This is a genomic window from Pseudomonas putida (assembly GCF_028682455.1).
Lineage (GTDB): Bacteria > Pseudomonadota > Gammaproteobacteria > Pseudomonadales > Pseudomonadaceae > Aquipseudomonas > Aquipseudomonas putida_AA.
The window spans coordinates 718,019-743,667 of sequence record NZ_JANHLD010000002.1 but is presented as its reverse complement, the minus strand read 5'-3'; the positions used below and the strand labels follow the sequence as shown (position 1 = coordinate 743,667).

The window sequence follows — 25,649 nt, the reverse complement described above, 5'->3', positions numbered from 1 at the left end:
GCGAGGAAATCATCATGGAATACCTGATCCCCCGTACCCTGTTCAGCGCAGAGCACGAAGACTATCGTCGCCTGGCCCGACGCTTCCTGGCCGACGAAGTGCTGCCGTTCCACGCCCAATGGGAAAAGGAAAAGCGCGTACCCCGCGAGGTCTGGCGTCGAGCCGGTGAGCTGGGCCTGTTGTTGCCGTGCATCCCCGAGGAGTACGGCGGCTACGGCGCCGACCGCCTGTACGCAATGATCGTCGGCGAAGAGAACTCCGGTTCCGGCGCCTCCGGGTTGGCTATCGGCTTTGGCGTGCATTCGCTGGTGGCCGGCTACATCCTCAACTACGGCAGCGAAAGCCAGAAGCAGACCTGGTTGCCGAAGATGGTCAGCGGCGAGGCGATCGGGTCGATCGCCATGACCGAACCCAACACCGGTTCCGACCTGCAGGGTGTCAAGACCCGTGCCGTGCGTGACGGCGACGAGTATGTGATCAACGGCTCGAAGACCTTCATTTCCAACGGTGTGCAGTCCGATTTCGCCGTGGTGGTGTGCAAGACCGGCACCACCGGTACGGCCAAGGACGTCTCGCTGATCATCGTCGAAAGCGGACGCCCCGGCTACGCCAAGTCGCAGCCGCTGGAGAAGGTCGGCCTGCATGCCCAGGACACCTGCATGCTGTTCTTCGAAGACGTGCGCGTGCCGTGCAGCAACCTGCTCGGCGCAGAAGAGGGCCAGGGCTTCGGCCAATTGATGCGCGACCTGGCCTGGGAGCGCATCACCGGCGCCATCGGCTTCCAGGCCCAGGCCGAAGCCGCGCTGCGCCACACCATCGAGTACACCAAGGGCCGCACCGCCTTCGGCAAGGCCATCATCGATTTCCAGAACTCGCGCTTCAAGCTCGCCGAGCTCAAGAGCGAGATCCAGATCGGTCGCTCCTGGGTCGACAGCTGCATGGCCCTGGCCCTGCGCAACGAACTGAGCCCCGAAGCGGCCGCCGCCGCCAAGCACTGGACCGCCGAGCTGAGCCTGCGGGTGGTCGAGGAATGCCTGCAACTGCACGGCGGCAACGGCTACATGACCGAATACCCGATTGCCCGCTTGTACCTGGATACCCGCGGCAACCGTATCTGGGGTGGCAGCCGCGAAATCATGAAGGAAATCATCGCTCGCACCCTGTAAGGGCGGCTTGGCTGCGTTCGCCCGGGGGGGCGCTCGATTGCAAGGTCCCTCCAGGTGGCGTGTTTTTCAACCTGTTGTCGCGCTTGCGCGAATGTGTCGCTACCGGCGTCTGGCCATTGGGGCCTGAACGACCGGGTCAATAATAAATCCCCATGGGAGGAGAACACCGTGTCACAACAACTTCGCTTCGACGGTAAAGTCGCCATCGTCACCGGCGCCGGTAACGGCCTGGGTCGTGCCCACGCACTGCTGCTGGGCTCCCGTGGCGCCAAGGTCGTGGTCAACGACCTGGGGGTCAACCTGGAAGGCGTCGGCATGTCATCAGCCGCGGCCGATGCCGTGGTGGCCGAAATCCGCGCCATGGGCGGGGAGGCGGTTGCCGACTACAACTCGGTGGCCGATGCCCAGAACATCGTCAAGACCGCCCTCGATGCCTTCGGCACGGTCGACATCCTGATCAACAACGCCGGTATCCTGCGCGACGTGTCGTTCGCCAAGATGACCGAAGAGCAGTGGGACATCATCCAGGAAATCCACGTCAAGGCGGCCTTCAAGCTGACCCACCTGGTGTGGCCGATCATGCGCGAGAAGAGCTACGGCCGGATCATCATGACCGCCTCGGGCTCCGGCATCCATGGCAACTTCGGCCAGGCCAACTACTCCGCCGCCAAGGGTGCGCTGATAAGCCTGGGCAAGACCCTGGCCTTCGAGGGCGGGCAGAAGAACATCCGCGTCAACACCATCGCCCCGGTTGCCGCCTCGCGACTGGTAGTCGCCAGCGGCATCCTGCCCGAGGAAGTCCAGGCCAAGCTGCAGTCCGAGTACATCGCGCCGCTGGTAGCCTGGCTGTGCCACGAAGACTGCCCGGAAACCGGCGGCCTGTTCGAAGTCGGTGGCGGCTTCCACGCCAAGTACCGCTGGGAGCGTTCCCAGGGGCGCGTCCTGCACGCCGAATCGCTGAGCCCTGAGCTGGTGCGTGAAAACTGGGAACGCATCACCCAGTTCGACGAGCACTCGGTCCACCAGAGCAATGGCGGCGAAGGCTTCCAGGAGCTGTTCGCACGCCTGGAATCGCCGGCCAAGGGCGGCAACCAGTACGTCGATATGGAAGTGGCGGCCAATGCGGTCTCCTACCTGGAAACCGAGTACGACCAGAACGACGCCGCGCTGTACGCCCTGGCGGTAGGCGCCGCCAAGGATCCGCTGGACGAGACCGAACTGCTGTACATCAACGAGTTCAAGGACGAAGAGTTCCGCGTACTGCCGACCATGGCGGTATTGCCGGCGACCCAGGTGTTCCTGCAGGCGATCAAGTCCGGCAAGCCGAGCCTGGAAGGCCTGGAACTGCCGTTCGCCAACGGTCTGCATGGCGAGCAGTACACCGAGATGTACCGTCCGCTGCCGCCGGCTGCCAAGCTCAAGCACACCATGCGCCTGAAGCAGGCGATCGACAAAGGCCGTAGCTCGGTGTCGATCCTGGCGGTGGAAACCACCGACGAGAACGGCGTGCCGCTGTTCTACAACGAAATCACCAGCTTCTACGCCGGTGTTCCAGGCGCAGGCCTGGAGAAGGTGCCGAGCACGCCGCTGCCGGAACTTCCGTCGCGCAACCCCGATGCCGTGATCGCCGAACAGACCGACGTCAACCAGGCCCTGCTGTATCGCCTGTGTGGCGACTGGAACCCGATGCACGTCGATCCGGACTACGCCAAGGCCGCCGGCTACGAGAAGCCTTTCCTGCATGGCCTGTGCACCTTCGGTTACGCCGGTCGCCATGTGATCAAGGCGTTCTGCAACAACGATTCGCGCCTGTTCAAGAGCATCCGCGTACGCTTCGCCTCCATCGTGATGCCTGGCGACACCCTGGAAACCCGCATGTGGCAAGAGTCGCCGACCCGCGTGCTGTTCGAGATGCGTGCCGTAGAGCGTGACGTGGTGGTCCTCAAGGGCGGCGTGGTGGAAATCTTCGACAAGGTGCCGGACATCAAGTCGCTGACCGAAGCCTCGAAGGAAGAACCCAAGACCCTGACCGCCGACGACGTCTTCGGCGTGTACAAGGCTCACCTGCAGGCGCACCCGGAAATTGCCACCGAGTCGCAGATGATCATGCAGTTCGTGGTCAAGAACCGTGACTCCAACTGGGTCCTGGACCTGAAGAACGGCAAGGGTGACCTGTACCAGGGCATCGCCGAGAATGCCGACGTGACCATGACCATCCAGGAAGTGAACATGCCGGAACTGGCCTCGGGCGAGGAGCCCCAGCTGCAGAAGCTGTTCTTTGCCGGCAAGCTCAAGCTGACCGGCGACACCATGGCGTCGAAGAAGCTGGAGGCCTTTGCCAACATCGACCAGAAGCTGTATGCCGCGGCAACCGCCGAGCGCCTCAGCAAGGCCGCCAACCCTGCCTGAGGAACAGCGGATAGGCCACGCTGAGCACGAATGAGCGTTCAGCGTGAGCAGAAACCCTGCCGTCGCCGTCATCGCACGGGGCGGCAGGCCCCTGTTTCAGGAGAACAACCATGAATCGTCGCGTCAATGTGATTGGCGTAGGCCTGACCCCGTTCACCGCGTTCGGTGCCACTAGTCCGTACTACGCGCTGGCCGCGCAGGCGGGTCGCCTGGCCTTGCAAGATGCTGGCATCGAGTTTCGACAGGTCGAGGCGGCCTACGCCGGTTTTGTCTATGGCGATTCGATTTCCGGCCAGCGCGCCATTGCCGAGCTGGGATTGACCGGCATCCCGATTATCAATGTCGCCAACCACTCTGCCAGTGGTTCGACAGCGCTGTACCTGGCGCGCCAGGCCATCGAGCACGGCATCGCCGAGTGCGTGCTGGCCGTCGGCTTCGAACAGGATTTGCCCGAGCACTGCGATCGTCGCTGGCTCGACCTGCAGTCGCCGGTGGCGCGCCATTCGCGGCTGATCCTCGATCGATACCCCGGGGAAACCCAGGTGGCCACGCAACTGTTCGCCAGCGCGGCCAGCGAGTACATGAAACGCTATGGCACCCGTGCCGAAACCCTGGCCATGATCGCGGTGAAGTCCCGCGAGCACGCCGGGCGCAACCCCCAGGCGCTGTTGCGCCAGGCCCTGAGCCTGGAGCAGGTGCTGGCGGCCGAGACCGTCTGCGCACCGCTCACCCGGCCGCAGTGCTGTGTGCCGGCGTGTGGCGCGGCGGCGGTGCTGCTGTGCTCCGATGCCTTCGCGCGCAAGCACGGCATCGACAATCCGGTCTACATTGCCGCGCAAGCGATGGCCACCGACCTGCCCAGCACCTTCAACGAAGGCGCGGCGATCAAGGCGGTGGGCTACGACCAGGCGTTCGCCGCCTCGCGTGCGGTGTACGAGCGCGCCGGTATCGGCCCGGAAGAGGTGGATGTCTGCGAGTTGCACGACTGCACCAGCGCCAGCGAGCTGCTGCTCTACGAAGCGCTGGGTTTCTGCCGCGAAGGTGGCGCCGAGAAGCTGATCGAGGACGGCGACAACACCTATGGCGGCAACTGCGTCATCAACCCCTCGGGCGGACTGCTGTCCAGGGGCCATCCGCTGGGCGCCAGCGGCATGGCCCAGTGCGTGGAGCTGGTCTGGCACTTGCGCGGCAGCGCCGGGGAGCGCCAGGTCAGCGGCGCGCGGATTGCCTTGCAACACAATCAGAGCATTGGCGGTGCCTGTGTCGTGACCATGTATCGTCGCGACCAGGCCCAGGGAGCTGTGTGAAGGACCGGTAAATTACAATAATCAGGCGGGTGTACCGCCTTAAAGATCTGTAGGACCTGCCATGAACAACAAGCATAAATACATGACACTGCTGCACTGGTTTCTACATTGGGAGTCGACCACCCCCGATGCGATCTACCTGACCCAGCCTTGCCCCGATGGCACGGTGGTCGACTACAGCTGGCGCGAAGTCGGTGATCAGGCCCGGCGCATGGCCGCCTACCTGAAATCGCTGGAGCTGCCGCCGCTATCCTCGATCGGCATCCTGGGTAAGAACAGCGCGCACTGGATCATCGCCGACCTGGCGATCTGGATGGCCGGGCACAAGAGCGTGCCGCTGTACGCCACCGCCAGCGCCGACACCGTGTCTTACGTGCTCGACCACGCCGAGGTGCGCCTGTTGTTCGTCGGTCGGCTCGATGGCGACGCCGCCGCCTGGGCTGCCGCCAGCCGCGATATACCGTTCCACCTGCCGGTCATCAGCCTGCCGCTGTCGGCCCGCAGCGAAGGCGAGCAGTGGGCCGATATCACCGCTGCGGTGACGCCGCTGCGCGAAATCGAACTGCCGCAGCCGGACGACCTGGCGACCATCCTCTATACCTCCGGCAGCACCGGCAACCCCAAAGGCGTGATGCACAGCTTCGCGATCATGTGCCGGGCGGCCGAAATCAACGCCATGACCCTGTACAACGGCGGGCGCGGCCCTGGCACCCAGGAGCGCCTGCTGTCCTACCTGCCGCTGGCCCATGGTGCCGAGCGCCAGGGCGTGGAGTCGGCGTCGCTGCGCTTTGGCATGCAGGTGTTTTTCAATGATTGCCTGCAGACCTTTGCCGCGGACCTGCGCCGGGCTCGGCCGACCATGTTCCTCTCGGTGCCGCGCTTGTGGGTCAAGTTCTACCAGGGCATCAACGCGCAGATCGCGCCCGAGGTGCAGGCCGCCGCGTTCGCCGACCCTGAGCAGGCCGCGCTGATGAAACAGAAGATCCTCGGTGCGCTGGGCCTCGACCAGGTGCACACGGCCTTCACCGGCTCGGCGGCCTTGCCGGTGCCGGTGATCAACTGGTACCGCGAGGTTGGGCTTGAACTGCTCGATGGCTACGCCATGTCGGAAAACTTTGCCTGTTCGCACTTCAGCCGCAGCGGCCGGGTGCGCGTGGGGTACGTTGGCGAGTGCCTGCCGGGGGTCGAGTGCCGTATCGCCGCCGATGGTGAGATCCTCGTCAAGAGCCCCGGACAGATGCTCGGCTACTTCAAGCAACCGGAGCTGACCGCCGAGAGCTACACCGCCGACGGTTTCTTCAAGACCGGCGACCGCGGCGATATCGATGAGCTGGGCAGGTTGCGCATTACCGGACGGGTCAAGGAGCTGTTCAAGACCGCCAAGGGCAAGTACGTCGCCCCGGTGCCGATCGAGGCCAGGCTGGGCGGTCATCCGCGGGTTGCCGAGGTCTGTGTGACCGGCATGGGGCTGCGCCAGCCGTTCGCCCTGCTGACCCTCAACGAAGAAACCCGCCAGGCCCTGGCCAACGGCCTGCAGCGCAGCGAACTGGCTGCCGAGCTGCAAGCGTTGCTGGCACAGGTCAACGAGCAGCTCGAAGACCACGAAGTGCTCGACTGCCTGGTAGTCGTCAAGGACCCGTGGACCATCGACGGCGGCCTGCTGACCCCGACCATGAAGATCCGTCGCGACCCGATCGAGACGCGCTACGCCGGCCGCGGCGAAGCCTGGTGCGACAGTGGCCAGCGGGTCATCTTCGAATGAATCTGCCAATAACAATCAAGGAATCGTCATGTCCAAGCATCTGAAAACCTCGAAGCCCCAGGAAGTCAAAGCGCAGATCAACGCCCAGGTGCGCGACACGGTCAGTGCCATCCTCGACAACATCGCCAGCCGCGGTGACGCCGCGGTACGCGAGTACTCGGAGAAGTTCGACAAATGGGCTCCGGCGAGCTTTCGCCTGAGCCAGGACGAAATCGACGCTTGCGTCGCCTCGCTGGCCCCCGAGACCCTGGCCGACATTCGCTTCGCCCAGGAGCAGATCCGCCGGTTTGCGCAGGTCCAGCGCGACTCGATGCATGACGTCGAGGTCGAGACCCTGCCGGGTGTGGTACTGGGTCACAAGAACCTGCCGGTCAACAGCGTCGGTTGCTACATTCCCGGCGGCAAGTACCCGTTGGTGGCCTCGGCGCACATGAGCGTGCTGACCGCCAAGGTGGCCGGGGTCAAGCGGGTGATCGCCGCCGCGCCGCCATTCGACGGCAAGCCCTCGGCGGCCATCGTCGCGGCCATGCACCTGGCCGGCGCCGATGAAATCTACTGCATGGGCGGGGTCCAGGCGATTGCCGCGATGGCCCTGGGCACCGAGCATATCGCCGCGGTGGACATGATCGTCGGCCCGGGCAATGCCTTCGTCGCCGAGGCCAAGCGCCAACTGTTCGGCCGCGTCGGCATCGACCTGCTGGCCGGTCCCACCGAGACCCTGATCATCGCCGACGACAGCTGCGATGCCGAACTGGCGGTGGCCGACCTGCTTGGCCAGGCCGAGCACGGCCCCAACTCGCCGGCGATCCTGCTGACCAACAGCGCGGCCCTGGCCGCGGCCATCCCGGCAGAGATCGAGCGCCAGCTGGCCAAGCTCGAGACCGCGCCCATCGCCCGTGTGGCCTGGGAGGAATACGGCGAGATCATCCTCTGCGAGTCCTATGAAGAGATGGTGGTCGAGGCCGATCGCATCGCTTCCGAGCATGTGCAGGTGATGACCCGCGACCCGGATTACTTCCTGCACAACATGAGCAACTACGGCGCGCTGTTCCTCGGTACCCGTACCAACGTTTCCTATGGCGACAAGGTGATCGGCACCAACCACACCCTGCCCACCAACCGGGCGGCGCGCTACACCGGCGGCCTGTGGGTCGGCAAGTTCATCAAGACCTGTACCTACCAGCGGGTACTGACCGACGAGGCGTCGGTGCTGGTCGGTGAGTATTGCTCGCGCTTGTGCGCCCTGGAAGGCTTCGCCGGGCACAAGGAACAGGCCGACATCCGCGTGCGGCGTTTCTCCGGCAAAGCCGTCAGCGCCTGAACCAGTACCGGGAGTTTCCATGAAACAGTTGCACGACAAAGTAGCGGTCATCACCGGCGCCGCCTCGGGGCTGGGCAAGGCCTTCGCCGAGCACGCGGCCGGGCAGGGGATGAAGCTGGTCCTGGCCGATATCCAGGAGCAGGCCCTGCACACCACGGTGGCGCAGCTGCGCGCCGGCGGCGCCGAGGTGATCGGCCTGCGCACCGATGTCAGCAAGGCCGAGCAGGTGCAGGCCCTGGCCGATGCGGCGCTTGCCGAATTCGGCGGGGTCCACCTGTTGTTCAACAACGCCGGGGTCGGCGCCGGTGGACTGGTGTGGGAGAACAGCGCCCAGGACTGGGAATGGGTGCTGGGCGTCAACCTGCACAGTGTGATCCACGGGGTGCGCATCTTCACCCCGTTGATGCTCGATGCCGCTGCCAGGGACCCGGGCTACCAGGGCCATATCGTCAATACCGCGTCCATGGCCGGGCTGGTCAACGCCCCGGCGATGGGCGTGTACAACGTCACCAAGCATGCCGTGGTGGCACTGAGCGAAACCCTTTACCAGGACCTGAGCCTGGTCAGCGAACAGGTGCATTGCTCGGTGCTGTGTCCGTTCTTCGTGCCGACCGGGTTCAGTGACTCGGACCGCAACCGCCCGGCCGACCTGGCCAACCAGGCGGCGCCGAGCCGTTCGCAGCGGGTCGCCCAGGCCAACAGCCACAAGGCCACCAGCGCTGGCAAGGTCAGCGCCGAGCAGATCGCCAGCCTCACCTTCGAGGCGATTGCCGCGCAGGATTTCTACATCTACTCGCACCCCCAGGCCCTTGGCCTGGTGCGCGAGCGCTTCGACGCCTTGCTCGATGGGCATCGTCCTGGCGATCCGTTCGCCGGCAGAAGCGAGGTCCGCGCGCGGCTGATCGACGACCTGCGTAGTTGAGTGCAACTCCATTTCTTTGAATACAGGTATCGCCATGAGCAAACCCGTAGCCTCGTCACGTGACGAGTTCGGTCATTTCCTGCGCATCCCGACCCGTTGGATGGACAACGATGTGTATGGGCATGTCAACAACGTCAATTACTACAGCTATTTCGACACCGTCGTGAACGAGTACCTGATGCGCGCTGGCGTGCTCGATTACGAGCGCGGCGAAACCATCGGGCTGGTGGTGGAGACGCAGTGCAATTACTTTCAGTCGATTGCCTTTCCTGACGTGATCGATGCCGGCTTGCGGGTGGCGCGCCTGGGGACTTCCAGTGTGCGCTATGAAATTGGTTTGTTTCGCGAGGGTGAGGCGGCAGCGGCTGCCCAGGGGCATTTTGTCCATGTGTATGTGGACCGGCAGTCGCGGCGGCCGCAGCCTTTGTCCGAGGCGTTGCGTGGGGTGCTGGATCCGTTGGTTGTCTAGCGCGATCGGCCGTAGGCCAGGCAACGCCTTTGTCTGTATCTCATGGGCTGGCGAGCATATCCATTTGCCAAGGTGATACTGAGTCACCTTTGATCAAGGTCAAAAGCACAATTCGCTGCGCTCTTGCTGGCCTGCGCGGTACCTGTGGGAGCTGGCTCGCCCGCGATCGGCCGCAAAGCGGTCGCAGTTCAGGCAACACAGCATGTATTGGCTGAACTGGTCATCGCGAGACAAGGCCCGCTCCCACCGAGCTAACTGATCAAGACAGTTGCTCGCACCTGGGTTCACGCGGTGCGCGGTATTTCGTAGACGAGGGTGGGTTGCATCGAGTCGATCTGCCCCAGCGCCTGGGGCGGGCGCCAGGTGTAGAGGGAGAACACCAGCTTTTGCGGGGTCACGTCGATCACCGTGAAGCCGTTCTTCTCCATGGGCGGGAGGGTCTGTTCCATGTCCACCTGTAGCGAAGGGCTGGACTCGATGCTGCGCACCGAGGACGGGAAGGCCAGGTCGCCGGTGCCCAGGGTACCGGTCATCACCACATGCACCGGGTTGGCCAGGGCCAGGTCGGCGGAGCGCTTGATACGGCCGACGGCGCTGGCATGGAAGTCGCCCTGGATGATCACCGGGGCGCGCCGGGTCTGCGCGCCGAGGGCCTGGAGCAGGCGCTGGTGCTGGTCGAACCAGCCCGCTTGCCAGCCGGGCTTGGCAATGTCCAGGGTCAATTTGCCGGTGTCCTTGTCGAGCAGGTCGGGGTACCAGTCGCCCAGTTTGCCCGATGAGTAGCCGAACGGCAGCGAGGGCACATGCATGAAGTGCTCGGTGTCCTGTGCGGCGGTGCGCGCCAACAGCCAGTCTTCCACCCAGCGCGGCAGCACCTTGGCATGGATGCCCTTGTTGTCCAGGTAGCGCCGGCAGTCGTACAGCACTGCCTCCAGCAACGTGCCGTAGCGCAAGGTGCCAAAGCACATGTTGCTGCCTTGCGCCAGGTGGGCCTTGTTGCCGCCGGGCAGCCAGTGGGGTCGATTGCGGTCGGGGAGAAATTCCGGGTAGTACAGCTGCTGGGTCTGTTCGGCGCCCAGGGTGCCGTAGCTGTCCGGGGGCAGGGTAGCGAGTTTGTCGTCGAACTCATCGTTCTCGAACATGTCGTGATCGTCGGTGACGAAGAACGCCGGGGTCGAGCGCAGGGAGGTGCCGTACAGGCCGCTGATCTGGTAGTCGCAGACCCGGGTGAAGATGGCTTCGTTGCGCGGGTGCAGCATCGGCACGCGGATGTCCAGCGGGCCGCCGAACTTCGGCCAGACCATTTCCTGGTACTGCTTGAGCCGGGGCTTGGAGATCGAGGTTTCCAGGTCGTAGTAGATATGGTCGCCGTTGGCGATCACCACGTCGGGCTCGAAGGCCAGGCCGCGGGCAAGCAGCTGCCGGCGTGCCGCCATGTCGAGGAAGATGGTCTTGCCGTTGATGGTCGGCCCGTCGTAGCCCCCGGCACAGGTGTAGGCGAGAATGCGCAGGCGCTTGGGCGTGGCATCGGGGTCGGGAAAGGTCTTCAGCGGCCAGGCATCGCACAGCGGCGCGCCGCTGCGGTCGGTGATCCGCAGTTCATAGGCGGTGGCCGGGCGCAGCGCGGCAACGTCGAAGCGCCAGAAGCGGCCTTGGGGATCGGTCTGCACTCCGGCATGGACCTTACCGTCTACCAGCAGGTAGGGGGCGGCCTGCAGTGGTGCCTGGAAGGACGCCTTGATCAGGAAGCGCTCGTGGTTGGCGGTGGGAATCAGGTGAGTCAACTGCCCCGGGTTCCAGTCGCTGTCGTTCTGCGCGCCGGCCATTGCCGGCCAGCCGAGCATGCCCAACGCGGCGGCGCCGAGGCCGAATTCGAGAATCTCACGGCGGTTTAGCTCGAAGGCCGCCGTGGCGGGTGCATCAGGGGTGGTTTTTTTCATGGTTGGGGTCCTGTGGGGCAAGGCAAATCGAATACTCGCCCTGGGTTGAGCACGCCTTTGGGGTCGAGGCTGTTTTTCAGTCGGCGCATCAGGGCGATCTCCGCCGGAGTGCGCGATACACCGAGCCAGGTTTTCTTTTCCAGGCCGATGCCATGCTCGGCGGAGACTGCGCCGTTGAGTGCCTGCAGCGGAACGTAGACCATCCGGTCAAGCTCGCTGCGCGCGGCGGCGTCCAGGTCCGGCACATGCACGGCGACATGCACGTTGCCATCGCCGAGGTGACCGAAGGCCCACAGCAGCGCGCCCGGCCAGCGGGCCTGCAACCTTGCCTGCAGGGTGTCGATGTAGCGGCCGGTATCGTCCAGGCGCAGGGCGATGTCATAGGCCTGCAGCGGCCCGGCCCGGCGCAGTTGCGCCACATCGTCACGCAGGGCCCACAGCGCCTGGCGCTCGCGGGGGTTCTGGGCCAGTGCGGCATCCACCACCAGCCCTTGCTCCATGGCTTGGCCGAGCAGCTCGGTCAGGCGCTGGGTCGGGTCGCAGGCGCCGGCACGGCTTTCCACCAGCACATACAAGGCATGCTCCTGGGACAGCGGTGGGCGGCTCAGGGCGGGCGGCGTGGTCACGGTGCGGTAGAACGTCGGCCACATCACTTCGAATGCCGACAGGCTCCCGTCCAGCGCCTGGTCGAGGCGGCGCAGCACCGGGCCCACCGCAGCGAAGTCGGGCAGTGCCAGCAGTGCAGTGGCGCATTCGGCAGGGGCTTCGCACAAGCGCAGGACCACCCGGGTGACGACGCCCAGGGTGCCCTCCGAGCCGATGAACAGCTGCTTGAGGTCATAGCCGCTGTTGTTCTTCACCAGTTGGTTCATGGTATCGAGCACGGTGCCGTCGGCCAGCACTACCTCCAGGCCGCGCACGTTGTCGCGCATCATGCCGTAGCGGATCACGCTGTTGCCGCCGGCATTGGTGGCCACCATGCCGCCGAGGGTGGCGCTGCCGCGGGCGCCGAGGTCCACCGGCACCAGCAGGCCGGCAGCCGCGGCGGCGGCCTGGGCTTGTTCGAGGATCACGCCGGCCTCGGCCACCAGTACACGCTGAGTGGCATCCACCGCCTCGATGCGGCGCATGCGCTCCAGCGACAGGATCACTTCGCCGGCACCTGCATCGGCGCCATGCACCAGGCCGGTCAGGCCTCCTTGAGGCACGACCGCGACGCCGGCCCGGTGGCAAGCGGCGAGCACCGCGCTGACTTCGCCCGTCGTGGCCGGACGCACCAGCAGCCTGGCCTGCTGCGCCGTCCCGCCGTGGCGCGTGCGCAACTGCTCGTCGCACAGCAGGCCGTTGCTGCCGACGATGGCGAGCAAGGTGTCGTTCAGGGATTCGAGCATGGAAGGGGGCTCTCCAGGGACTTTGCCGTGTAGCTGTCGCACTCAGACCACCAGTTCGATGAGGAAGGGCCCCGGCTGCCGGTTGGCCATGGCGAACAGCTCGTTGAAGCGCTCCATGGTCTGCGCGCGGTCGGCCGCCACACCCATGCCGGTGGCCAGTTGCACCCAATCCAGGTCCGGGTTGCCGATGTCGAGCATGTCCAGCGCAGTCTTGCCGCTGCTGGCACCGACGCTGGCCAGCTCGAGCTGGAGGATCGCGTACTTGCGGTTGGCCAGGATCACCACGGTGACATCCAGGCGCTCGCGGGCCATCGACCACAGTGCCTGCGGGGTGTACATGCCCGAGCCATCGGCCTGCAGGGCGATCACTCGCCGCTGTGGCGCAGCAATGGCCGCCCCCAGGGCCATCGGCAGCCCGCCACCGATGGCGCCGCCGGTCACCTGCAGCCAGTCATGGGGCGCGGCATTGACGGTTGCGGGGTAGAACGCCTGGCCGAAGGTGACGCTTTCATCGACGACGATCGCCTGCTCCGGCAGCAGTGCGTTCAGGCTCTGGGCCACCGCCTGGGAGCTGATGGCGCCGCTGCCGGGCGCGGGGTTGCCCGCAGCGGCAAGCGAGGGCTGGACAACCGGCGCATCCAGCGCCTCGGCCAGGCGTGCCAGGGCATCGGCCAGGTCTTGCTCGGGGCGGGCCAGTACATGCACCACGGCCTCATCCGGGTAGGGCCGCGAGGATTTGCCCGGATAGGCGAAGAAGGTCGAGGGCACCGGCGTGCCGACCAGGATGATGTTGGCGATACCAGCCAGCTTGGCCCGCGCCGCGTCGCCGAAATACGGCAGGCGCTCGACCGCAAAGCGTCCGCGACCCCGGGCGACCCGGGCGTTGGCGGTGGTCGACAGCAGCCGTGCGTCGGTGGCGGCTTTGATGCCATGGGCGCTGGCCAGGGCGTCGTGTTCCAGCGCGCGGCCGGCCAACAGCAGCAGGGTCGGCTGTCCGCTGCGCAGTACCTGGGCCATCTGCGCAATGACAGTGGGCGAGACCTTGGCGGCGGCTGGCACCGGCAGGGGCGCGGCAACCTGGCCGCCGTTGTCCCAGCACACATCCGACGGCAGGATCAGGCTGGCTACCCCGCCCGGTGCGCTGCTGGCTGCCTGCACCGCCAGCGCGGCGCTGGCACCGACCGCCTGCGCGCAGTCGACAGTGCGCGTCCACACCGAGAGCGGGCGGGCCCAGCCTTCGGTGTCGGCGGTCAGCGGCGCGTCGTAGGGCCGATGGTAGGTGGCCTGGTCGCCGATGATGTTGACCACCGGGGTGTGGGCGCGGTAGGCGTTGTGCAGGTTGGCGAGACCGTTGGCCAGCCCCGGGCCGCAATGCAGCAGGGTGGCCGCGGGTTTGCCGGCGATCCGTGCGTAGCCGTCGGCGGCGCCGGTGACCACGCCTTCGAACAGGCCGAGCACGCAGCGCATGCCGGGCATGCGGTCGAGGGCGGCGACGAAGTGCATCTCACTGGTGCCGGGGTTGGCAAAGCAGGTGTCGACGCCGCAGTCGAGCAGGGTTTGCACCAGGCTTTCGGCACCGTTGCAGGGCGTTTGGCGATCAGTCATGGTCGGCTCCGGAAGGCGATTGTGCGGGGTTCTGGCCGGCCTTGCGGCGCTCGTTGAGGCAGTGCGCGGGTATTCCGATGAGCAAGGCCACGGCGCCCAGCACCAGGGCCAGGGCGATCAGGTCGAAGGCCAGGTAGAGGTTGCCGGTGGCTGTCTTGATGGCGCCGACCAGCGATTGGCTGACCACCCCGGCCAGGTTTCCGAGGCTGCTGATGATGGCGATGCCGCCGGCGGCACCGGCAGCGCTCAGGAAGGCCGGGGGAATGGTCCAGAACAGAGGCACGGCCGACAGCGCCGCAGCGGCGCCCAGGCTCATCAGGGTCACCGACAGCCACAGGTGGCCCTGGACGAAGCCGAGCAGGGCAAAGCAGCCGGCGCTGACCAGCAGAGTACCGGCCAGGTGCCAGCGCCGCTCCATGCGCCGGTCCGAACTGCGCCCCAGCAGGTACATGCCGCACACCGCACCGAAATACGGCAGCGTGGCGATCATGCCGATGGCCCTGAGGTCTTCCAGGCCGAAGCCGCGAATCAGCGTCGGCATCCAGTACGACACGGTGTTCGAGCCGCTGTAGATGCAAAAGTACACCAGCCCCGCGATATACAGCCTGGGGTCGCGCAGGGCGGCACCGAGGTGGCCGTGGCTGGCGGTGCCGGGGTTGCTCAGCTCGGCGGCCAGGCGCTGCTTTTCGTCCTCGCTCAGCCAGGTGGCCTGCGCCGGGCGGTCGGTCAGCCAGAACCAGCCGAACAGGCCCAGGAGGATTGCCGGGGCGCCGGTCAGCACGAACAGCACCTGCCAGTCACGCAGCCCCAGCCAGCCGTGGAACTGGGTCATGATCCAGCCGGCCAGCGGCCCGCAGATGATCCCCGCGCACACCCCGGCCATCATGAAGGCGGCGGTGATGCGCCCGCGCAGCGCGGCCGGGAACCAGTAGGTGAGGTAGAGAATCACGCCGGGGAAGAAGCCGGCCTCGGCCATGCCGAGGAAGAAACGCGCCGCGATCAGTTGGTTGGCGCTGGTGACGAAGGCGGTCGCCACGGTCACCAGCCCCCACAGCACCATGATCCGGGTCAGCGTGGCGCGGGCGCCGACACGTTGCATATAGAGATTGCTGGGCAGCTCGAAGAGGATGTAGCCGAAGTAGAAGATACCGGCACCGATGCCATAGGCTGCGTCACTGAGCACGATGTCTTCGGCCATGCGCAGCTTGGCGAAGGAGATGTTGATGCGGTCGATGGCGTTGATGACGAAGGCCACCAGCAAAAAGGGCATCAGCCGCCAGATCACCTTGCGGTAGATGCTGCGCAGGTCGACGGCCGGACAGGCCGGGGCGAGCGGCACGGTGTGCTCGATTGGAGTCATGGAGGGTTCCTGTTACCGATTGTTATTGTTGTCGGGTTCGGCGAGGGGAGGGCGCTGCGGCGGCGGGCACCGCAGCGCGATGCTTCACTCCAGGCGCACATCCTTGAGCGAGGCCATGTCGATGACGAAGCGGTACTTCACATCGTTGGCCAGCATGCGCTCGAAGGCGTTGTTGATATCGGCGATGGCGATCGTTTCGCAGCTGGGCAGCACCTGGTGCTCGGCACAGAAGTCCAGCAGGTCCTGGGTCGCCTGGATGCCACCGATGATGGAACCGGCCAGGGTGCGATTGTTGCGCATCAGCAGGCCGCCATGGATCGGCTCCAACGGCTCGATGGCGCCGACCAGTACCATCACGCCCTCGCGGCCGAGCAGCATCAGGTACGGGTTGACGTTGTGCCGGGTGGGAATGGTGTCGAGGATGAAGTCGAAGGCGTTGCTGGCCGCCAGCATCGCCTGGCTGTCACTGGATAGCAGCACATGGTCGGCGCCCAGGGCGCGGGCGTCGTCGGCCTTGCCGGGCGAGCTGGTGATCACCGTGACCTCGGCCCCCAGGGCGGCCGCCAGCTTCACCGCCATGTGACCGAGCCCGCCAAGGCCGACCACCGCCACCTTCGAGCCCTTGCCCACGCCGTAGCGGCGCATCGGGTTCCATACCGTGATCCCGGCGCACAGCAGCGGTGCCGCCTGGGCCGGGTCGAGCCCGGCGGGCATGCGCAGGACGAACTGCTCGCGCACCACGATCTGGTCGGCGTAGCCGCCATAGGTAATCTCGCCGCTGTGGCGGTCCTTGCCGTTGTAGGTGGCGGTCGGCCCCTTGGCGCACAGTTGCTCCTGATGCTCGGTGCACGGCGTGCATTGCTGGCAACTGTCGACCAGGCAGCCGACGGCGACCTGGTCGCCTACCTTGAAGCGGCTGACGCTGCTGCCCACTGCCGTGACCTTGCCGACGATCTCATGGCCGGGTATGCAGGGGTACACGGTGTTGTTCCAGTCGTTGTGCACCTGGTGGGCGTCGGAGTGGCAGACGCCGCAGTAGCCGATGGCGATGGCAACGTCGTCGGCGCGCAAGGCGCGGCGTTCGAAGCGCATCGGGGTGAGTGGGGCGCGTGCTTGCACGGCGCCGAATCCTGTGCAGATGGTCATGCTCGATTCCTCGGTTGAAGATGACGGCCGCCCTGACCGGTGCAGGGGCGGCGCAGGCTCAGATTGACGGGCGCAACCACGGCGCCGGGGTGTTCTCGGGCGAGGCGATCTGGTTGGAGATCCATTTGCCCATGCGCCGCAGCGGCTCGATGGAGTCCTGCGGCGCTGCCCATTTCATCACCGCTGCATAACCCAGCGAGACGATGCGTTGCGCGCCATACAGCGGCAGGATGTCCTTGAGCTCATCCTTGACGCTTTCCGGGTAAATGCCGACGGTCTGGGTGTAGGCGTCCACTGCAGCCATCACTTCATCCAGGTGGTCGATCGGTACCAGGTTGGCGGTGCGGTCATCCAGCAGGGTGGCGAACGACACCGGCTCCGGGATCTGCGAGCAGATGATCGCGCCTTCGCCGTCCTTGCCGCCGATCACCTGGTACCACTCGTCGTCCAGACGCAGGGCGTCGACTTCGGCCTTGAGGTTCTGGTCGTAGCGCTTGGGCACGGTGCTGAGGGTGTTGGGCAGGGTCTGCATGGCGTCGTAGACATAGCGGCCGAGGGTGTTCAACTGCGCCAGGCCGGCTTCGTCGGTGCCGCTTTGCACGTAGACCACGCGGGCGCACACGCAGCCCTTCTGGTTCAGCGCACCGATGTCCGCGGCCAGGCGCACGGCGGCTTCGCGCATGCTCGCTTCGCTGTCGAAGGTGCCCTTGCCGAGGATGCTGGCGCTGCGCTTGGGGTCCAGGGAGATCAGTTCCAGGCCCGGCTGGATGTACTGGGTCACATGCTTCATCGAGGCATAGCCGCCCCAGGCGACGATCTTTTCAAGATTCTGCGGCTGGTACAGGCGTTGTTCGAAGGCCTGGTCGCCGCCTTTCCAGTAGGCCACGCTCAGGTGCCGGGTCAACGGATGGTCCGGGGCCATGTCGACCATGGTGCGGGCGATGGCCAGGGCGGTGAACGGGTCGTTGGACGGCGCCTTGATGATCGCGTCGCTGCGCAGGACCATATTGCGGATGATGGTCAACAGCGACAGCGCCGTGGCGTTGCCGGCGACGATGTGCAGGGTGCGGGCGCCGAAGCAGCGGGTTTCCAGCTCGCTGCCGTCGATCAGGCGCTGCTTGACCCAGCCTTCGAGGTATTTGATCCCGACCGTGCTTTCCACCTCTTCGGTGATGGCTTCGCGGCTGAGCATGCGGTGCAGGCCCATGTAGCTGCCCCTGACCATGGTCGGGGTCACCGGTGCGGTGAGGTAGGACAGCTCGCAGGCTTCCTGCAGGTAGGGGTTGCTGGCAAAGTCCAGGCGCTCGCCCAGGGCCTGTGCGTACTCGAGGATGTCCTCGAAGCTGAGCTTGTACAGGTCGGCCAGGCGGGCCGGGTCGCCCAGCGGCAGGCGGTCGAGATACTTGTGCGCATCCGGGGTCAGGAAGGCCAGGTCGCCGCCACGGCCGCCCACTTCGATCAGGTTGTCGGTGATGACAGTGCCGCGGATGATCATCGGCGCGATAGGTTTGCTCACGGGTTCAGCCCTCGAAAGTGTTCAGGAAGTCCATCGCTTCGCGATGTGAGTTTTCGGTCGCGGCGCAAGTGATCTTGTCGTCGCCGCCGTTTTTTTCGCTGTAGCGCTGGATGGGCCCGGCGACATAGACACTGGGTCGCCCGCACGGGCACGGCTGGTCCCAGTCGATGGTGATTTCATCGCCTGTGATGAAGCCGCCCCAGCGCACCTCGGCACCCAGGTCGAAGAACGCCGCGCGCCCGGTCACCCGGCCTTTGCGCGCCAGCGGCTTGCTGGTCTGCGGGTCGAGCAGGTAGGCGATGACCGTCGGGGCGAGGTGAAAGTGGCCGTGTTCGCAGCGCATGTGGGAGCCGCCGATCACCTCCGACATGGCGTACGACTCGTGGATCTGCTTGATGCCGGTGAAGCGCCGTATGTCGTCCTGCCAGCCTTCTGGCTGCACCGCACCCTTGGCGCCGCCGGTGGTGGCGATGTAGGAGTCGGGGTGGAAGACGTTTTCCAGGCCGCACTCGAGGCCGGCCTTGGCCATGTTGTGCAGCAGGTTCCAGGTTGCGCCGATGTACACCCGCTTGCCCTTGAGGGTGATCGACATCTGTTCGAAGAACGCGGCCAGGTGCTGGGGCATCTCGGCCTGCAACTGGTCGAACTGCTTTTTGCGGGCCATCAGCTCCGGGCTGATTTCCAGGCGGTCGAGGGTGCCCTTGGCGTGCGCCGCTCGGATCTTTGCGCCCAGGTGGAGCATGTCGCTGCTCAGCGTGGTCGGGTAGGCGGCATGGAAGTGCGCCTCGTCCGGCAGCAGCGTCTTGATCAGGAATTCAGAGGCGCGCACGTGGCTCAGGTAGCCCTTGCGGTAGTAGGGGTAGGCGGTGTGCAGTTCGGGCGTGGGCGAGTCCGGGCCATCCATGTTCCAGGCGAACAGGCGGCGGATCTCGAAGGTTTTTTCGAATTCGCGCACGCCATGGGGCAGGAACGACAGGCTCCCGGAGGTGCCGGAGGTATGGCTGATGCGCAGTTGCGGCACGGCCTTGTCCATCGTCTCGAACCAGTCGTCCAGGCCCTGGCAGGCACTGACGTCGGCCGCAAGAATGGCCTCGCCGACTTCGGGAGTGACCAGCCTCGCCAGCCATTTGTTGATCTGGGCAAAGTTGCACTTGGCCAACAACGACGGCGGGTAGGACTTGTACACCGTGTGCTCGAACAACAGCGGCACGGCATCGTTGAGCTGCTCGATACGCTCGATGCCTTCGGCGTCGGCAAGTTTCTTCAGCACCGGTATGCGTTCACGCAACTGGCCGAAGCGCTGCTGCAGGCCGCACAGCTGCATGGCCTCGATGTCGGCGCGGGGCAGATGGTTCCAGGCCTGTTGGGAGTGATTGACCAAGGCCGTCGGGTCGCTCAGCAGGAGCTTGGTCTTTTGTTCTATCGACTGTTGCGCAGTGGGCATCGTCTGGCTCGCTACTCATGAAGATGAAGTCCCGGCTGACGCCGGTGCGGCCGGCGAGGGCCGCGTTGAGGACCTGCTGCCAGGCCCTGAGCCGAGTATGGGGGTAACGGGGGGTGCGACCGTTCCGGATTCCGCTACCGGGTGACAGGAGTCAAGGCATTGATAAACAAGCAATTAATGGCTGTTCCGGAAAAGCCTTCGGCGTTGCTTCCGGGTTTGCGCGCACCCCACTCTTAAAGAGGGGGAGGCCAGCATCGAGGCGGTACTAAGGTGGGCAGATCCGTGGCTGGGCGTTACGTCTGCGTGACGCTGGCCCTATGTCGAGAAACCAGCCAACGATGAGGTTTTCATGCTGAACATGGCCTTCCAGACCACCAAGTCCCTGGTGATCGAACGCGGCGCGGCGCGCCGGCTTGCCACCCAGGTGCGTGCGCTGGGCGCAGGCTCGGTGCTGCTGGTCACCGACCCCGGGGTGGTCGCCGCCGGGTTGCTGGAGCAGGTACTGGTCGGCTTCGAGGGTGAAGACGTGGCGGTGACGGTCTACGCGCAGGTGCAGGCCGACCCGCCGGAGTCGGTGATCCAGGCTGCCGTCGAGGCGGCCCAGGCCTGTGGCGCCGACTGTGTGGTGGGGCTGGGCGGCGGCAGCTCGCTGGACGCTGCCAAGCTCGCGGCATTGCTGGCCTGTAGCGGTGAGTCCCTGGTCGAGGTGTACGGCATCAATCAGGCCAAGGGCCCGCGCCTGCCGTTGATCCTGGTGCCGACCACCGCCGGCACCGGCTCGGAAGTGACCGCGGTGTCGGTGGTGACCACCGGCGCCGGGGAAAAGAACGTGGTGATCTCGCCCTTGCTGCTGCCAGACCTCGCGGTGCTCGACGCCACCCTGACCCTGGGGTTGCCGGCCCATGTGACCGCCGCCACCGGCATCGACGCGATGGTCCATGCCGTCGAGGCCTACACCAGCAAGCACCTGAAGAACCCGTTGTCCGACTGCCTGGCGCGCGAGGCGTTGCGCCTGTTGTCGGCCAATCTGCACCGCGCCTGCCAGGACGGCGCCGACCTTGAAGCCCGCGAGAACATGCTGCTGGGCGCCTGCCTGGCCGGCATGGCCTTCGCCAATGCCCCGGTGGCGGCGGTGCATGCCCTGGCCTATCCGATCGGTGCGCGCTTTCATGTGCCCCATGGGCTGTCCAACGCCCTGGTGCTGGGCCCGGTGCTGCGCTTCAACCTGGAGGTGGCGGCGCCGCTGTACGCCGAGCTTGCCGATATCGTCCTGGCAGACCTGCAAGGCTCCGATCTGCACAAGGCCCATGCCCTGGCCGACTACCTCGGCACCCTGACCGGCGAGCTGCGCCTGCCGACCTGCCTGCGCGAGGTCGGGATCACCGAGGCCGATATCGAGCAACTGGCCGTCGATGCCATGAAGCAGACCCGCCTGTTGGGCAACAATCCACGTGAGGTCGGGCTTGACGATGTGCGTGCGATCTACCGGGAGGTGTTCTGATGCGTCCTACCCGGGAAGCGTTCCGGCGTTTTTACCCGATCACCACGCGCTGGGGCGATCACGACTCCTATGGGCATGTGAACAACGTCGTCTATCACTCGTACTACGAGTCGGCGATCAGCCAGTTCCTGGTCGAGGAGGGTACCCTCGACATCGGCAGCAGCCCGGTCATCGGCCTGATCGCCGAGAATTGCTGCAGCTACTTTGCCTCGATCAGTTTCCCCGACCGGGTCACCATCGGCGTGAAGGTCGCGCACCTGGGCAACAGTAGCCTGCGTTATGAGCTGGGGCTGTTTCGCAATGACGAGCAACAGGCCAGCGCGGCGGGCTACATCGTCTATGTGTACGTCGACCGGGTCAGCAACCGCTCGGTGCCGATTCCGCAAGCTGTACGTACGGTACTGGCCACCCTGGCCGACCAGTAGGTAGCGCGATCCGCTACAGGAGTGTGTCATGACCAAGCCCGGCCGCGAGCGAAGAGACACCGCCGACGACCACGTCCTGCAGGTCGAGATCCCCGCCCAGCCCCGCAAGGAGCCGCGCCAGGCGCGCTCCATCGCCCTGGTCACAGCGTTGAAGCAGACCGGGCGCTGGATCCTCGAGCGTGAAGGGCGCGAAGCACTGACCGCCTTGCGCCTGGCCGAGGAGGCCGGGGTGGCGATCAGCTCGATCTACGAATACTTCCCGGCCATGGAAGCGCTGATCGCAGCGATCTTCGAGGACTATCGGCTGGAGGTGCGCGCCGAACTGCACGCTGGTATCCGCGCATTGCCGCCCAGTGCGACGCTGTTCGATGGCATTCTGCTGACCCTGAGCATCGGCCTGGCCGTGCATTACAAAAAGACCCTGTTCGACCCCGCGTTCAGTGTGCGTTCGACTCACTATGACGAGTTGGTGCGCCTGGATCTGGTCAAGGCCAAGCAGCTCTGGAGCACCAGCGCCACGTCGACGCTGATGGAGCGTTTTGCCAGTGAGATTCGTGTCAGGGATCGCGAGAAAGCCGAGTTCCTGGTGTTGCATACGTTGCTGACTTTGCCGCGGGCCATGCTGCTGGAAAAGCCCGAGTATCTGGTGGCCGACGATACGCCGCTGATGATTGCGCGGATGGTGCATGCGCTGTTGACGACACCAGATGAATGAATCGGTGGGCTATCCATTATTTGCGGTGATGTCGAGTCACCTTTGCCTCCTTGCGCAATGGTCTCGCCCCACCAGCGGCCCTTGAAGATCAAGAGCACGAGTCGCTACGCTCTTGCTGGCTTGCGCGGTACCTGTGGGAGCGGGCTTGCCCGCTCCTACAGATGCAATTATCAGTAGCGGGGTTGCTCCGCGAGAGGCCATCGGGGTCAGGGCTTTTGCGCCGCTTTCTGGCGCAACAGTTCGACCACTTTGGCGTCTACCTGGCGACGCACCTGGTCGATGCTGAAGCTTGCCGGCAGTTGGCTGGGCGGGTATTCCATGAAGGTTTGCAGGAACTTTGCCGCACGCATGCTGGCGATCGCTGCCAGGTAGCCGGCCTTGGTACGCCAGGCGTCGTACTGGTCGGAGACGATGTCGGCCTCCTCGAACGGGTCCATGCGCAGGTTGAAGATCTTCGGGATGCGCAGGCAGACGAAGGGCTCTTCCCAGACTTCGAAACCACCGGGCTTGCGTTGCTCGCAGAACACCGCCTTCCAGTCGTCGAAACGCATGGCCACCAGTTCGCCGTCGTCACTGAAGTAGTAGAACTCCTCCCTGGCGCTCTTGCTGGTCTTGCCGGTCAGCAGGTCGAGCTGGTTGTAGCCGTCCAGGTGCACCTTGTAGTCCTGCGTGCCCACGCGTGTGCCCTGGAGCAGTTGCGCCTTGATGTCGGGGTTGCCGACGGCCGCCACCAGGGTCGGGAACCAGTCCAGGCCGGCAAACATCGCGGTAGACACCTCGCCGGCAGGGATCTTGCCGGGCCAGCGGACCATCGCCGGTGCGCGGAACGCGCCTTCCCAGTTGGAGTTCTTTTCGTTGCGAAACGGTGAGGTCGCCGCGTCCGGCCAGTGCCGCTTGTTGGGGCCGTTGTCGGTGGTGTAGACGACGATGGTGTTGTCGCTGAGCTTGAGGTTATCGAGGGCGGCAAGCACCTGGCCGACGTGGCCGTCATGCTCGATCATGCCGTCGGCATAGGTATTGCCGGGCATGCCGCTCTGACCCTGCATCGACGGTCGCACATGGGTATAGGCATGCATGCGGGTGGTGTTCATCCAGGCGAAGAACGGCTTGTCGGCCTTCGCCTGGCGAGTGATGAAGTCGATGGTGGCGTTGGTGATTTCGTCGTCGATGGTTTCCATGCGCTTGCTGTTGAGGGCGCCGGTGTCCTCGATCTTGCCATCGGCGAAGGCATGCAGTACGCCGCGCGGTCGCAGCTTCTTGGCGTAGGGGTCGTTCGGGTCCTTCGGCCAGTAGGCGTGCTCGGGGTTTTCCTCGGCGTTGAGGTGATAGAGGTTGCCGAAGAATTCGTCGAACCCGTGCTGGGTGGGGAGGAACTCGTTGCGGTCGCCCAGGTGGTTCTTGCCGAACTGGCCGGTGGCATAGCCCATGGACTTGAGCACCCGGGCCAGGGTGACATCGCGCTGCTGCAAGCCGATGGGCGCGCCGGGCGAGCCGACCTTGGTCAGGCCGGTGCGCAAGGGGCTCTGCCCGGTAATGAACGCCGAACGTCCGGCGGTGCAGCTGTTCTCGGCGTAATAGTCGGTGAACATCATGCCCTCGCGGGCGATGCGGTCCAGGTTGGGGGTCTTGTAGCCGACCACGCCGAAGGCATAGGCGCTGATGTTGGTCTGGCCGACATCGTCGCCGAAGATCACCAGGATGTTCGGTGGCGCGGCGACGGCACCGGCCAGGTGCAGCAGGGCGCCGACGGCGAGGGCCAGGCGCATGATCAGGGTTTTCACGGTTGCATCTCCTTGGTTCAGGCAATGGGGGTGCAGATGCAACGACGCCCCGGGAACGGGGCGTCGTTGTCAGTGGCGCGGGGCCGCTGGTCGGTCAGCGGATACCGGCGTTGCGCAGTGCCGATGGCGTGAAGTCCGACTTCTTGGTCACCAGGCCATAGCGCGGCGCGAACTCGGCCTCGTTGGTCATGCCGCCGACGAGGTAGCGGCCGGCAATCAGGTCATAGAAGCCCTGGGCGGCGGAGGCGCTGAGCTGGTACTTGTAGTTGGCGTACAGGTGGTTCTCGCCGACGCGCCACAGCTGGCCACGACCGTCGTAGTGGTCCACCTCCACCAGTTGCCAGGTGTCTTCGTCGAAGTACATGTCGCGCTTGGCGTAGACATGCCGCTCGCCGGGCTTGAGGGTGGCCTGGACGTGCCAGACGCGGTGCAGTTCGTAGCGGGTCAGGTCCTGGTTGATGTGCCCGGGCTTGACGATGTCGGCGTACTTGGTGCTCGGCGATGCCAGCTTGTAGCTGTTGTAGGGGATGTACATCTCCTTCTTGCCGATCAGCTTCCAGTCATAGCGGTCGGGCGCGCCGTTCATCATGTCGGCGTTGTCGGAGGTACGCAGGCCGTCGGAGGCCTGGCCGGGTGCGTCGTAGGCCAGCTCTGGCGCGCGGCGTACGCGGCGCTGGCCGGCGTTGTAGATCCACGACTTGCGCGGCTCCTCGACCTGGTTGATGGTCTCGTGGGCCATGACCACGGTGCCGGCCAGGCGTGCCGGGCCGGTCACCGCGAACTTGTAGTAATAGAGCACGTTCTTGTCGGCCGTTTTGTCGACGCCTTCCATGTACTGCGGGAAGCTGTTCTCGTCGCTGGCATTGACGATGGTGTAGGCGCCGTTGACCTGCGGTGCGGCCTGGGCAGTGTCTTTCTTGGTGTTGGCGCCGCGGTAGCGGGTGACGTGGTTCCAGTACACCTCGACCCCGGTCTTGGGAATGGGGAAGGCGTAGTAGCGCAAATCGGCGAAGTTGGCCAGGCCGTTGCCGTCGTTGGACAGCTCGGTGGCAACCGCGCTTTTCTTGGCGATCTCGTAGACGCTATCCGGCACCGAGGCGCTGCGGTGCGACGGGTACACCGGGATCCGGTAGGTCTGCGCATAGCGCTTGAACATCGCCATCTGGCCTGGGGTCAGCTTGTCCTTGTACTGCTCGGCATTGGCAGCGGTGATAACGAACAGCGGCTTTTCGTTTTCGTACGGATTGCTCAGGAAACCGTGGCTGTCGGCGCTACCTGCGTCTTTCTTGAGGCCACCGGTCCAGGCCGGGATGCTGCCATCGGCGTTGCCGGCTTTTTCCGCACCCAGCGGGGTGAGGGTGGTACCGAGCTTGGCGGCTTCCTCGGGTGAAACCGCGGCCATCACGCTGGTAGCCAGCATCGACAATGCCAGGGCGCCTAATTGCTTGACGAGAGTGCTTTTCATGGGT

The 25,649-nt window shown here is 65.3% G+C and carries 19 protein-coding genes and 1 pseudogene; 11 read left to right on the top strand and 9 right to left on the bottom strand.

What is annotated here, in order from left to right:
* Window positions 1-23: 23 nt before the first annotated feature.
* From NPS58_RS14055 to NPS58_RS14025, 8 genes and pseudogenes are all read left to right on the top strand, one after another.
* A complete protein-coding gene (locus NPS58_RS14055) occupies window positions 24-1,166 on the top strand; it encodes an acyl-CoA dehydrogenase family protein (protein WP_274116542.1) in 1,143 nt (380 codons plus the stop codon).
* A 168-nt stretch (window positions 1,167-1,334) separates the two neighbouring features.
* Window positions 1,335-2,237: pseudogene (locus NPS58_RS29635) on the top strand (SDR family oxidoreductase); the annotation flags it as partial.
* Window positions 2,238-2,270: 33 nt separating this feature from the next.
* The gene (locus NPS58_RS29630; protein WP_425313080.1) at window positions 2,271-3,575 is read left to right on the top strand and encodes a MaoC/PaaZ C-terminal domain-containing protein; all 1,305 of its coding nucleotides are present in this window, start codon (window positions 2,271-2,273) and stop codon (window positions 3,573-3,575) included.
* Window positions 3,576-3,685: 110 nt separating this feature from the next.
* Window positions 3,686-4,882: a thiolase C-terminal domain-containing protein gene (locus NPS58_RS14045; RefSeq protein ID WP_274115956.1), complete on the top strand. Its 1,197-nt coding sequence runs from the start codon at window positions 3,686-3,688 to the stop codon at window positions 4,880-4,882.
* Window positions 4,883-4,943: 61 nt separating this feature from the next.
* Window positions 4,944-6,644, top strand: a complete 1,701-nt coding sequence (locus NPS58_RS14040; RefSeq protein WP_274115955.1) for an AMP-binding protein — start codon at window positions 4,944-4,946, stop codon at window positions 6,642-6,644.
* A 28-nt stretch (window positions 6,645-6,672) separates the two neighbouring features.
* The gene (gene hisD / locus NPS58_RS14035) at window positions 6,673-7,965 is read left to right on the top strand and encodes a histidinol dehydrogenase (RefSeq protein WP_274115954.1); all 1,293 of its coding nucleotides are present in this window, start codon (window positions 6,673-6,675) and stop codon (window positions 7,963-7,965) included.
* 19 nt (window positions 7,966-7,984) lie between these two features.
* Complete coding sequence (locus tag NPS58_RS14030; RefSeq protein ID WP_274115953.1) at window positions 7,985-8,887, top strand: SDR family oxidoreductase; 903 nt, start codon at window positions 7,985-7,987, stop codon at window positions 8,885-8,887.
* Between the two features lie 34 nt (window positions 8,888-8,921).
* On the top strand, window positions 8,922-9,356 hold the full coding sequence (locus NPS58_RS14025; protein WP_274115952.1) for an acyl-CoA thioesterase: 435 nt from the start codon (window positions 8,922-8,924) through the stop codon (window positions 9,354-9,356).
* 284 nt (window positions 9,357-9,640) lie between these two features.
* Here the strand turns inward: NPS58_RS14025 and NPS58_RS14020 are convergent, their stop codons facing one another.
* The 7 genes from NPS58_RS14020 to NPS58_RS13990 form a co-directional block, all read right to left on the bottom strand.
* On the bottom strand, window positions 9,641-11,296 hold the full coding sequence (locus NPS58_RS14020; RefSeq protein ID WP_274115951.1) for an alkaline phosphatase D family protein: 1,656 nt from the start codon (window positions 11,294-11,296) through the stop codon (window positions 9,641-9,643).
* A complete protein-coding gene (locus NPS58_RS14015) occupies window positions 11,293-12,687 on the bottom strand; it encodes an FAD-binding oxidoreductase (RefSeq protein ID WP_274115950.1) in 1,395 nt (464 codons plus the stop codon). The genes NPS58_RS14020 and NPS58_RS14015 overlap by 4 nt, the downstream gene beginning before the upstream one ends.
* 42 nt (window positions 12,688-12,729) lie before the next feature.
* Window positions 12,730-14,292 carry an acetolactate synthase large subunit gene (locus tag NPS58_RS14010; protein WP_274115949.1) on the bottom strand — a complete coding sequence of 521 codons (1,563 nt, stop codon included), beginning with the start codon at window positions 14,290-14,292 and terminating at the stop codon, window positions 12,730-12,732.
* Window positions 14,285-15,652, bottom strand: coding sequence for an MFS transporter (locus NPS58_RS14005; RefSeq protein WP_274115948.1), 1,368 nt, complete (start codon window positions 15,650-15,652; stop codon window positions 14,285-14,287). The genes NPS58_RS14010 and NPS58_RS14005 overlap by 8 nt, the downstream gene beginning before the upstream one ends.
* Before the next feature lie 84 nt (window positions 15,653-15,736).
* Window positions 15,737-16,798: an NAD(P)-dependent alcohol dehydrogenase gene (locus tag NPS58_RS14000; protein ID WP_274115947.1), complete on the bottom strand. Its 1,062-nt coding sequence runs from the start codon at window positions 16,796-16,798 to the stop codon at window positions 15,737-15,739.
* Window positions 16,799-16,856: 58 nt separating this feature from the next.
* The gene (locus NPS58_RS13995; protein ID WP_274115946.1) at window positions 16,857-18,314 is read right to left on the bottom strand and encodes an acyl-CoA reductase; all 1,458 of its coding nucleotides are present in this window, start codon (window positions 18,312-18,314) and stop codon (window positions 16,857-16,859) included.
* Window positions 18,315-18,318: 4 nt separating this feature from the next.
* Window positions 18,319-19,758: a hypothetical protein gene (locus NPS58_RS13990; protein WP_274115945.1), complete on the bottom strand. Its 1,440-nt coding sequence runs from the start codon at window positions 19,756-19,758 to the stop codon at window positions 18,319-18,321.
* Window positions 19,759-20,107: 349 nt separating this feature from the next.
* On the opposite strand from NPS58_RS13990, the gene NPS58_RS13985 reads away from it, so the two are divergent.
* The 3 genes from NPS58_RS13985 to NPS58_RS13975 are packed head-to-tail and all read left to right on the top strand — an operon-like array spanning window position 20,108 to window position 22,399.
* The gene (locus NPS58_RS13985) at window positions 20,108-21,259 is read left to right on the top strand and encodes an iron-containing alcohol dehydrogenase (RefSeq protein ID WP_274115944.1); all 1,152 of its coding nucleotides are present in this window, start codon (window positions 20,108-20,110) and stop codon (window positions 21,257-21,259) included.
* Complete coding sequence (locus tag NPS58_RS13980) at window positions 21,259-21,684, top strand: acyl-CoA thioesterase (RefSeq protein WP_274115943.1); 426 nt, start codon at window positions 21,259-21,261, stop codon at window positions 21,682-21,684. The genes NPS58_RS13985 and NPS58_RS13980 overlap by 1 nt, the downstream gene beginning before the upstream one ends.
* Before the next feature lie 28 nt (window positions 21,685-21,712).
* Window positions 21,713-22,399 (top strand): TetR/AcrR family transcriptional regulator, encoded by a 687-nt coding sequence (locus NPS58_RS13975; protein WP_274115942.1) that lies wholly within the window; start codon window positions 21,713-21,715, stop codon window positions 22,397-22,399.
* A gap of 206 nt (window positions 22,400-22,605) precedes the next feature.
* On the opposite strand, the gene NPS58_RS13970 is transcribed toward NPS58_RS13975, so the two are convergent.
* Together NPS58_RS13970 and NPS58_RS13965 are read right to left on the bottom strand one after the other, a co-directional pair.
* Entirely contained in the window at window positions 22,606-24,165 is a 1,560-nt protein-coding gene (locus NPS58_RS13970; protein ID WP_274116541.1) for an arylsulfatase, read from the bottom strand.
* Between the two features lie 109 nt (window positions 24,166-24,274).
* The gene (locus tag NPS58_RS13965; protein ID WP_274115941.1) at window positions 24,275-25,645 is read right to left on the bottom strand and encodes a DUF1329 domain-containing protein; all 1,371 of its coding nucleotides are present in this window, start codon (window positions 25,643-25,645) and stop codon (window positions 24,275-24,277) included.
* Between the last annotated feature and the right edge of the window lie 4 nt (window positions 25,646-25,649).